The organism is Cupriavidus pampae, assembly GCF_914271485.1.
GTDB classification, from domain to species: domain Bacteria; phylum Pseudomonadota; class Gammaproteobacteria; order Burkholderiales; family Burkholderiaceae; genus Cupriavidus; species Cupriavidus pampae.
On the sequence record NZ_CAJZAG010000003.1, the window covers coordinates 261,472 to 271,415 of the forward strand.

Genomic DNA, 9,944 nt, shown 5'->3' on the forward strand with positions numbered 1-9,944 from the left:
CTTCGGAAAACTTGTTGCGAAACATCACATCGCCGCCGGGGCCACATTTATTCCGGGAGCAGGGCCGCGAGGTCTTCCGCGGTCAGCCAGCGCCATTCGCCCGGCGCCAGCGTCGGCTCCAGCACCAGCCGGCCGATCGCGCTGCGGTGCAGTGCCTCGACATGATTGCCGGCCGCCGCGACCATGCGCTTGACCTGATGGTACTTGCCCTGCAACAACGTGAGGCGCAGGCTCCGCTCGCCGGTGGCCTCGCAACCCTCGGCCGCCAGCGGCGCCGGTTCGTCGTCGAGTTTCACCCCGGTACGCAACGCCTCGACCTGCGCCTCGGTAACCGGCTCGGCCGTCGTCACCTCGTAGACCTTGGGCACCTTGCGCTTGGGCGAGGTCTGGGCATGGATGAACTGGCCATCGTCGGTCAGCAGCAGCAGCCCCGTGGTGTCGTGATCGAGCCGGCCGACCGCCTGGACTTCCCGCAGCCGCAACGGAACTGGCAGGAGCGTGTACACACTTGGATGATGGCGCGGCCGCTGCGAGCACTCATAGCCGGTGGGCTTGTTGAGCATCAGGTAGGCCTTGGTACAGGCGAGCCATTCTTCGCCATCGACGGTCAGCCGGAGGCCGTCCACCTCGAAGTTCGCGCGCGGATCGTCGCACAGTTCGCCGTTGACCTCGACCAGCCCGGCGGCGATCAGGTCGCCACAGTAGCGGCGTGTGCCAAAGCCCTGGGATTGAAGAATGCGATCGAGAGTCATGTGCTGCGGATATCCTGCAAAAACGGGCTAGTTGCTATGGTAGGTTACGACGATGCCCAATTCTCGTACCCCTCTGCTTCCCGCGGCCCGCCTGCCTTACCGGATCGAGCGCCGGTTTGCGCGTGGCCTGGTCTGGTTCCGGCGCGACCTGCGCGCCGACGACCATGCGGCGTTGCATTATGCCCTCATGCACTGCCAGCAGGTATGGTGCGTGTTCGTGTTCGACCGCGAGATCCTCGACCCGCTGTGCGCGCGTGGCCTGCGCGCGGACCGCCGCATCGACTTCCTGCTGCAATCGCTGGCGCCGCTCCGGGCGACGCTCGAGCAGGCCGGTGGCGGCCTGATCGTGCTCCATGACACCGCACGCGACGCGCTGCCGAAGCTGGCGCGCGGGCTCGAAGTGGAAGCCGTGTTCACGAACCACGATTACGAGCCCGCAGCCAATGCGCGCGATGCCGCGGTGCGCGAAGCGCTGGCCGCCGACTCGCGCGACTTTCTCACCTTCAAGGATCAGGTCGTCTTCGAGGCCAGCGAGATCCTGACCGGTCAGGGCGGCCCGTTCTCGGTGTTTACTCCATACAAGAACGCATGGCTGCGCACGGTGCAGCCGTTCGACCTGCGGCCCTACCCGATCGAGCCGTATCTCGGCGCGCTGGCACCGGTGCCACGCCAGTGGCAACACGCATTACCGTCGCGGCACGACCTCGGCTTTGCCGAGAGCAACCTTGCCGAGGTGGCCATGCCGACCGGCAGCGACGGCGCGCATGCGCTGTTCGACGAGTTTCTCGACCGCATCGGCGACTACGGCAAGCTGCGCGATTTTCCGGCGACGCGCGGACCCAGCTATCTGTCCGTGCACCTGCGCTTCGGCACGATCTCCATCCGCACGCTCGCGCGTGCGGCGCACGAGGCCGTGCTGCGTGGCGGGGCGGACGCGCCCGGTGCGGCGGTGTGGCTGTCGGAGCTGATCTGGCGCGATTTTTACTTCATGATCCTGCATCACCACCCGCGCGTGGCCGCGGGCAAGTCGTTCCATCCTGAATACGACCAGTTGCGCTGGATCGACCACGCCACCGGCGAGCGCTACTTCGAAGCGTGGTGCGCGGCGCAAACCGGCTATCCGCTGGTCGATGCGGCGATGTTGCAGATCGCGCAGAGTGGCTACATGCACAACCGGCTACGTATGGTCGCGGCAAGCTTTCTGATCAAGGATCTCGGGGTCGATTGGCGGCGCGGCGAGCAGTATTTTGCCGATCAGCTCAACGATTTCGATTTCTCGGCGAATAATGGGGGCTGGCAGTGGGCAGCATCGACCGGCTGCGATGCGCAACCCTACTTCCGCATCTTCAATCCGGTCACGCAATCGGAGAAGTTTGATCCCGAGGGCCGCTTTATTCGCAAGTACCTGCCGGTGCTGGCAAAGCTGCCGCCCAAGTACATCCACGCACCATGGACCGCCCCCGCGCACGTGCTGGCCGAGGCCGGCGTGCGATTGGGCGACCAGCCGGGAGACAACTACCCGCGCCCACTCGTGCAGCACGATGTGGCGCGCGGGGAAACGTTGTTGCGTTATGGCGCGGTGAAAGGGAAATAGCCGCTTGAAGAACTACGCGGCCAGCATCGCGCTTTCGCGGTAGTGGCGCTGGGCGTCCTCGGGGCGCTCGGTGTCTTCGAACAGGCGCGCGAGCGCGAGGTGCGCGCGCACACGCAGGCGGCGCTGCGCTTCGGGTTCCGCGTACTTGAGCGCGCGTTCGAAGCTCGACTGCGCCTTGCCCCACAGCTGCTGGCCAAGGCACAGCACGCCGAGCGTGTAGTACAGATCTGCGTCGTTCGGATGCTGCGCGAGCCATTGCTCTGCCTGCTGAATCTGCGGCAGCGCGCGTCCGGGTTCGGCACAATCGGCGTAGCGCTGCACCAGCCGGCTGTCCCAGTTGACCTTGAGCGCGTCTTCGACGATGCGGCGTGCTTCGTTCTGATGACCGAGCGCCGAAAAGTAGCGGGCCGCCGATTCCGCGATACGCACCGCGCGGCGTTCGTCCGTGGACAGCGACTTCCAGAAATACAGCAGCGCGTCGGCATCGTGGCGGCGCTCTTCGAGCATCGCTTCTACGGCCATCTGCTTCAGGCGCAAGGCCAGCACCGGATGCAGAGCATTGCGCTTCTCGAGCGAGCGCGCCAGACGCAGCACCTCGGACCAGTTCTTCAGATGCTGGTGCGCGCGCAAGGCAATGCGCTGCACGTGGATCTGCCGTCCGCCCTGCGCCTGCAATTGCGCGATGGTCTCGAGCGCGCCTTCGGCATCGCGTGCGTCGACGAGCAATTCCGCCATCGACACGAGGCGAGCCTGTTCGCGCTCGGGATCGGTCACCTGCGCCATCCACACGTCTCGGCGATCCGATTCCTGCATGCGGTGCGCCGCGCGCGCGCCGATCAGCGCCGCGGTCTGCGCCTGCTCGGGCCACGCCTGCGCGTCGCGCGCCGCGCGTTCCGCACGCGCAAAGCGCCCCGCGAACAAATTCTCGATGGCTTCGCGCAGCGCGGCCTGTGCCTTGCTCATGCGACTGCGCTCGCGATAGGACGCGGCACGGCGCGGCATCTCGGAAATATGGCGAATCGTCGACAGCACGGTCCATGCGACGAAGAACGCCAGCAGCAGCAACGCGAGCGCGAGGTTCAGCGACAGTTCGACCCGATACGGCGGATAGAACAGCACCACGTTGCTGTGATTGAACTGCGTGAACAGCGCAAGGCCGACCGCGCCGCCAAACAGGACCGCTACCCAGAACAGTAGCCGCATGCGCTACTCCTTCTTGAGCGCGCGCAGCGCGCCCAGGCTCTCGGCCATGGTCGGCAGCGTCACGGTAACGGCGTTGGCCTGAGCCTGGCGCAGCAGCGTAAGCACGCCCTGGACCCGACGCGAGCGCGTATCGAAATAGCGCGTGATCATCGCCTGCGCGGCCGCGAGGTCGTTGCGGAACACCGGTTCATTGCGCGACAGCAGCGCAAGCCGCGCATTGAGCAGGCGCAGCTTGACGTTCTCGCGCAGGAACCAGCCCTGGTCACCCGACAGCAGCAACGCGTTGGCGTCATCGACCTTGCGGATGCGAATCACCTGCGCGAGTTCCTCGAGCACGTAATCCCATAGGCGTACGGCGTAGTTGCCCGAGCCAGCGGCGGCGGCGGCAGGAGCCGACGCGCCACGCGCCGCTGACACGGCAGGCGTGGCGGGTGCGGTGGCGACGCCCGAGGCGGCAGGAACGCCCTCGGCCGGCCGGCGGTCGATCATGCGCTCGCTCGAGATCAGCGGCAGCGCGTCGATCTGGTTGATCGATTCGTCGAGCTTGATCGCGGCGCCGGTCAGATCGGTATCGGGCACGGCTTTCATACGCGCGATATCGCGCGCGATCGCGCGGCGCAGCAGGTTGTATTGCGGCTTGTCGGTGCGCGCCAGGCGACCATCGGCGGATTGCAGCGCCGCCAGTGCCACCTGCACGTTGCCGGTCAGTTGCAGCTGCTGGCCCGCGTTGGTCAGCAGTTGCTGGATCTCGGCAATCTCCCAGTCATCGCGATTGCGCATCAGGTCCTGGTAGACCTGCTCGAGCGCGGCCTGCTTATCGCGCGTCTCGCCGACCTGATCGTCGAGCGCGCCGACCTTGGCCTGCAATTCCTTGACCGTGTCCTGCGCGTTGCGCGACAGCACGCGCGTCTCCTGCACCAGCGTGTCGTTGCTCTGCTGGCGCCGCGCGAGTTCCTCGGTGAGATGTTCGACGCGCCGCTGCAGCCACCAGAAGCCGGCCACCATGACGATCAGCAGCACGACGGCGACTGGCCACCATGGATTGAAACGGCGCGCGGCGGCCGCGGGGGAAGCCGCGGCGGGGGGAGCGGACGGGGGAGCGGAATAAGTGGTCTGGTTATCTGTCGTCACGCGATCGACCTTCGTTGACGTTGTAGGCGGCTCATGTTGGGGCGCATCGTTCGATATCTTGCGCGCGGGCTGCGCGGTTGCGCCAGCCGGTGCCGGCGCTGGCACCGATGCTGACACCGAGGTTGGCACCGCTAACGGTACCACCGGCGATGCCTGCGCCGGTGACGACCCCGCTGACGCTAAAGACGGCGCCGGACCTGCGTGCGCGTCCGCCCATTGGCGGCACGCAATCAGCAGTCCCGCATCGCCGGGTGCGGCGGGCATGACGTGCGCGAAACCCAGCGCCTCGGCCTGCCCGGCAATTCTCGCATGGGGCGTGATGCACTGCACCTGAAGCAGACGCGACAGCTCCTGCGGCGACAGATGCAGCCGCGCCAGCGCGTCGAGGTTCCGCACGGCCTCTGAACTCGTCAGCAGCCATGCCTGTGGCGGTGCATCGGGGCGCAGCCCATCGCGCACGGCCTGCCATTGCATACCGCTCGGCTCGGGCAGTGTGCGGCGATAGGCCTCGACGGCTTCGACCGTAGCGCCCGCTTCGCGCAGGCGCGTAGCCAGCCAGTCCCGGCCGCCATTGCCACGGATGATCAGGACACGCTTGCCGGCGTAGTCGCCGATCGCCGGCAGGCTGTCGAGGCGCGACCATAACGCTTCCGAGTCGAAGCGCGCGGTGTCGCCCGCACCGTTGGCGTCGCCGCTGGTGTCACCCTCGTCGCCATATCCATTGACGGGCAGACCGCCATCGGCACCGGGCGGCGCGATCACGACATGGGTGGGCGGCGCGATGCCCCGCTCGGCCAGCGCCATCACCGAGGACGGACCGACCACAGCTACCGGCACCTCGGCCGGCCACTGCGCCACGGCGGTGTTCTGCACCTGCGCGAGGGCATCGAGGGCGTACGCGATGGCGTTAGGGCTGACGAAAACGACGAGCGCGTAATCGGACAGACGAGCGAGTGCCGCGCGCAGCGGGCCGTCGTCGTCACTCGGGCCGATCGCCAGCAGCGGAAAGCCGAGCACGTCGAGGCCGTGCGTGTGCAGGGCCTCGGTCAGTTGCCGGGACTGCCCGGCAGGTCGCGTAACGACAACGGTCGGACGCGGCATGCGTGGCCTCAGGCCGGGGCGGGGTCACTGCCCCCGCCGTGATCAGTTCCATGAGCGGACGCGGCCGCGGCTTCCAGCTCGGCGAGGATCTCGCCCGCGCCCTGGCCGAGCAGATCGCCCGCCACCGCGCTGCCAAGCTGTTCGGCCTGCTCGACGCTGGCGACGCGTGCCATGGCATGCGCGCGCACGTTGCGGCTGCCGTCGGGCATCGCCACGAACGCATCGATCTGCAGATCGTCGCCGTGCCAGCGCGCATGCGCGCCGAGCGGAACCTGACACGAACCGCCGAGGCGGCGCGACACCGCGCGTTCGGCCAGTACGGCCAGCGCACTCGGCGTATCGTTGAGCGGCGCCAGCCACGCGGCCAGTTCGGGACGGTCGGCACGAATCTCGATGCCGAGCGCGCCCTGCCCGGCCGCCGGCAGCGAGGCCTCCGGACCGATCAACGCGCGGATGCGATCGCCGAGGCCGAGGCGCTTGAGCCCCGCCGCGGCGAGGATGATCGCGCCATAGTCGCCACGATCGAGCTTGCCGAGGCGCGTGTCGAGGTTGCCGCGCAGCGGCTTGATCACGAGGTGCGGATAGCGGCTGCGCAACGCGGCTTCGCGGCGCAGGCTCGAGGTGCCGACCACGGTGCCGGGCGGCATCTCGTCGAGCGAGGCGAACTGCGCGGACACCAGCGCATCGCGCGCGTCCTCGCGCGTCATGACGGCCGTCAGCGTGAAGCCGTCAGGCAGCTCCATCGGCACATCCTTTAGAGAATGCACGGCGAGGTCCGCGCGGCCTTCGGCCATCGCGACTTCCAGCTCCTTGACGAACAGACCTTTGCCGCCGACCTTGGAAAGCGTCCTGTCGAGAATCTGATCACCCCTTGTCGTCATGCCGAGAATGGACACATCGCAGGCGGGATAGTATTGTTGCAACGCAGCACGCACATGCTCGGCCTGCCACAACGCGAGACGACTCTCGCGGGAGGCGATGACGAGCTTTTGCGGTGCGTTCCGCTGTATAGAAGAGGCAGGTGCTTGCATGCGCGCATGGTAGCACGCACGTCCCAGGCACCTACGCGTCAACCCGGCGCATCAGACCTATAAGACGAGAGGAGATTGCATGACGCAGCCCGCTGCGCGCCCTACCGGTCGGACCCGTTCCGCCGGCAGCAAGACCAGTGTCACAAAACTGGCAGCAAGCGCCCCAAAAGACACTTTAAAGACCAAGAACAAGGCGACGACCACCGATGGCGTGGACGTCAAGGCAGAGGCCACGGCGCCCGCCACCCGCCGCGCGATCGCCGACAAGGATCTGCCGCTGCGTGAGGACATCCGCTTCCTCGGCCGCCTGCTCGGCGACTGCGTACGCGAGCAGGAAGGCGAAGCCGCCTTCGACCTCGTCGAGACGATCCGCCAGACCGCCGTGCGCTTCCGCCGCGAGAACGACCGCGCCGCGGGTGCCGAGCTCGACCGCCTGCTCAAGCGGCTGTCGCGCGACCAGACCAACTCGGTGGTGCGGGCCTTCAGCTATTTCTCGCACCTGGCCAATATCGCCGAGGACCAGCACCACAATCGCCGCCGCCGCGTGCATGCGCTGGCGGGCTCGCCGCCGCAGCCGGGCAGCATCGCGCGCGCGCTCGAAGCCATCGACGCCGCCGGCGTCACCGGCAAGCAGCTGCGCGCGTTCCTCGACGCGGCGCTGATCGTGCCAGTGCTGACCGCGCATCCGACCGAGGTGCAGCGCAAGAGCATTCTCGATGCCGAGCGCGAGATCGCGCGGCTGCTGGCCGAACGCGACCTGCCGATGACCGCGCGCGAGCGCGAGCACAACACCGCGCAACTGCGCGCGCGCGTGACCACGCTGTGGCAGACCCGCATGCTGCGCAATACGCGGCTGATGGTCGTGGACGAGATCGAGAACGCGCTCTCCTATTACCGCACCACGTTCCTGCATGGCATTCCGCGCCTGATGTGCGAGATCGAGGAAGACATCGCCGCGGTGTTTCCCGCCACGCGTAAAAGTAAAGGTACGGCGGGTCCGACAGGTGCGAACAACGGCGGCGGCGGCGCGCCCCAGCCGCTGGCGCCGTTCCTGCAGATGGGCTCATGGATCGGCGGTGACCGCGATGGCAACCCCAACGTCACGGCCGAGACGCTCGAACATGCGGCCAGCGAACAGGCGCGGATGATTCTCGAGTGGTACCTCGAGGAACTGCACGCGCTCGGCGCCGAGCTGTCGATGTCCTCGCTGATGGTCGACGCGAGCCCCGAGCTGATGGCGCTGGCGGAAGCCTCGCCCGATCACTCCGAGCATCGCGCCGACGAGCCGTACCGCCGCGCGCTGATCGGCGTGTACGCGCGCCTGGCCGCAACCGCGCACGCGTTGACCGGCCACACCACGATGCGGCATCCGGTGGCCGACGTCGAGCCGTACGCCAATGCGGAAGCGCTCGCGGCGGACGTACACATCGTCGTGGAATCGTTGCGCGCGCATCATGGCGAGGCGCTCGCACGGTCTCGCGTCGATGCGCTCGCGCGCGCGATCGCGGTGTTCGGCTTCCACACGGCGTCGATCGACATGCGCCAGGTGTCGGACGTGCACGAGGCCGTCATCGCCGAACTGCTGGCGGCCGCCGGTGTGGAGGCCGACTATGCCGCGCTGCCCGAAGCCCGCAAGCTCGAAGTCTTGCTCGACGAATTGCGCCAGCCGCGCCCGCTCACGCTGCCGTGGCACCAATACTCGGAACAGACGCGCGGCGAACTCGCGATTTTCGCGCGAGCCCGCGAGCTGCGCGCGCGCTTTGGCAACCGCGTGGCGCGCAACTACATCATCTCCCATACCGAGACGCTGTCGGATCTGGTCGAGGTGATGCTGTTGCAGAAGGAGTCCGGCATGCTGCGCGGCACGTTCGGCAGCAAGACCGATCCGGCGCGCATGGAACTGATGGTGATTCCGCTGTTCGAGACCATCGAAGACTTGCGCAACGCGGCCGGCATCATGCAGTCGCTGCTCGATCTGCCGGGTTTCGCCTCGGTGATCGCGCATCACGGTGGCGAGCAGGAAGTCATGCTCGGCTACTCCGACTCGAACAAGGATGGCGGCTTCCTGACGTCGAACTGGGAGCTCTACAAGGCCGAGCTCGCGCTCGTGCAACTGTTCGATGCGCGCCGCGTCAAGCTGCGGCTGTTCCACGGCCGCGGTGGCACCGTCGGCCGCGGCGGCGGCCCGACCTATCAGGCCATCCTGTCGCAGCCGCCGGGCACCGTGAACGGCCAGATCCGCCTGACCGAACAGGGCGAAATCATCAACAGCAAGTTCGCCAACGCGGAGATTGGCCGCCGCAATCTGGAAACGGTGATCGCGGCCACGCTCGAGGCATCGTTGCTGCCGACGCAGAACGCGCCGAAGGAACTGGTCGCGTACGAGGCCATGATGCAGCAGTTGTCGGATCACGCGTTCCACGCGTACCGTGAACTGGTCTACGAAACGCCGGGCTTCAAGGACTACTTCTTCGCCACCACGCCGATCACCGAGATCGCGGATCTGAACCTCGGTTCGCGGCCCGCCTCGCGCAAGCTGATGGACAAGAAACACCGCCGCATCGAGGATCTGCGCGCGATTCCGTGGGGCTTCTCGTGGGGTCAGTGCCGGCTGCTGCTGCCGGGCTGGTTTGGCTTTGGCAGCGCGGTCAAGGCGGTGCTCGACGACGCCGGCAAGGACGAGAAGGCGCGTAAGGCAGCCGAGGCCACCCTGCGCCGCATGGTGAAGAACTGGCCGTTCTTCTCGACACTGCTGTCGAACATGGACATGGTGCTGGCCAAGACCGACCTTGCCGTGGCCTCGCGTTACGCGGCGCTGTGCGAGGACAAGGCGTTGCGCAAGACCGTGTTCGCGCGCATCAGCGCCGAATGGCATCTGACGTGCGAGATGCTCGCGTTGATTACGGGCCGGCAGGAACGGCTCGCCGACAACCCGCTGCTCGCGCGTTCCATCAAGAACCGCTTTGCCTACCTCGACCCGCTGAACCACTTGCAGGTGGAACTGCTCAAGCGATACCGTGCGGGCAAGGACAATGACGACGTGCGCGTCCGGCGCGGCATTCACCTGACCATCAATGGGGTGGCGGCCGGGCTGCGCAATAGCGGGTGACGATCGGCGGTTGATGGCTGCCG

The 9,944-nt window shown here is 67.2% G+C and carries 6 protein-coding genes; 2 read left to right on the plus strand and 4 right to left on the minus strand.

Going from position 1 to position 9,944, the window contains the following annotated elements:
* Positions 1-47: 47 nt before the first annotated feature.
* Positions 48-752, minus strand: coding sequence for a pseudouridine synthase (locus LDO41_RS08945; protein WP_223985071.1), 705 nt, complete (start codon positions 750-752; stop codon positions 48-50).
* A 52-nt stretch (positions 753-804) separates the two neighbouring features.
* Here LDO41_RS08945 and LDO41_RS08950 point away from each other — a divergent pair, with 52 nt between their 5' ends.
* Complete coding sequence (locus LDO41_RS08950; protein ID WP_223985081.1) at positions 805-2,346, plus strand: cryptochrome/photolyase family protein; 1,542 nt, start codon at positions 805-807, stop codon at positions 2,344-2,346.
* Positions 2,347-2,358: 12 nt separating this feature from the next.
* Here LDO41_RS08950 and LDO41_RS08955 read toward each other — a convergent pair whose 3' ends face one another.
* Genes LDO41_RS08955 through hemC form a run of 3 tightly spaced genes read right to left on the minus strand, consistent with a single transcriptional unit; the run spans position 2,359 to position 6,812 of the window.
* Positions 2,359-3,549 (minus strand): heme biosynthesis protein HemY, encoded by a 1,191-nt coding sequence (locus LDO41_RS08955; protein ID WP_223985084.1) that lies wholly within the window; start codon positions 3,547-3,549, stop codon positions 2,359-2,361.
* 3 nt (positions 3,550-3,552) lie between these two features.
* Positions 3,553-5,781 carry a fused uroporphyrinogen-III synthase HemD/membrane protein HemX gene (gene hemDX / locus LDO41_RS08960; RefSeq protein ID WP_223985086.1) on the minus strand — a complete coding sequence of 743 codons (2,229 nt, stop codon included), beginning with the start codon at positions 5,779-5,781 and terminating at the stop codon, positions 3,553-3,555.
* A gap of 8 nt (positions 5,782-5,789) precedes the next feature.
* Positions 5,790-6,812 (minus strand): hydroxymethylbilane synthase, encoded by a 1,023-nt coding sequence (gene hemC, locus LDO41_RS08965; protein ID WP_223985088.1) that lies wholly within the window; start codon positions 6,810-6,812, stop codon positions 5,790-5,792.
* A gap of 79 nt (positions 6,813-6,891) precedes the next feature.
* Between hemC and ppc the strand changes: the two genes are divergently transcribed.
* Positions 6,892-9,921, plus strand: a complete 3,030-nt coding sequence (ppc, locus tag LDO41_RS08970) for a phosphoenolpyruvate carboxylase (RefSeq protein WP_223985090.1) — start codon at positions 6,892-6,894, stop codon at positions 9,919-9,921.
* The last annotated feature ends 23 nt before the right edge of the window (positions 9,922-9,944 follow it).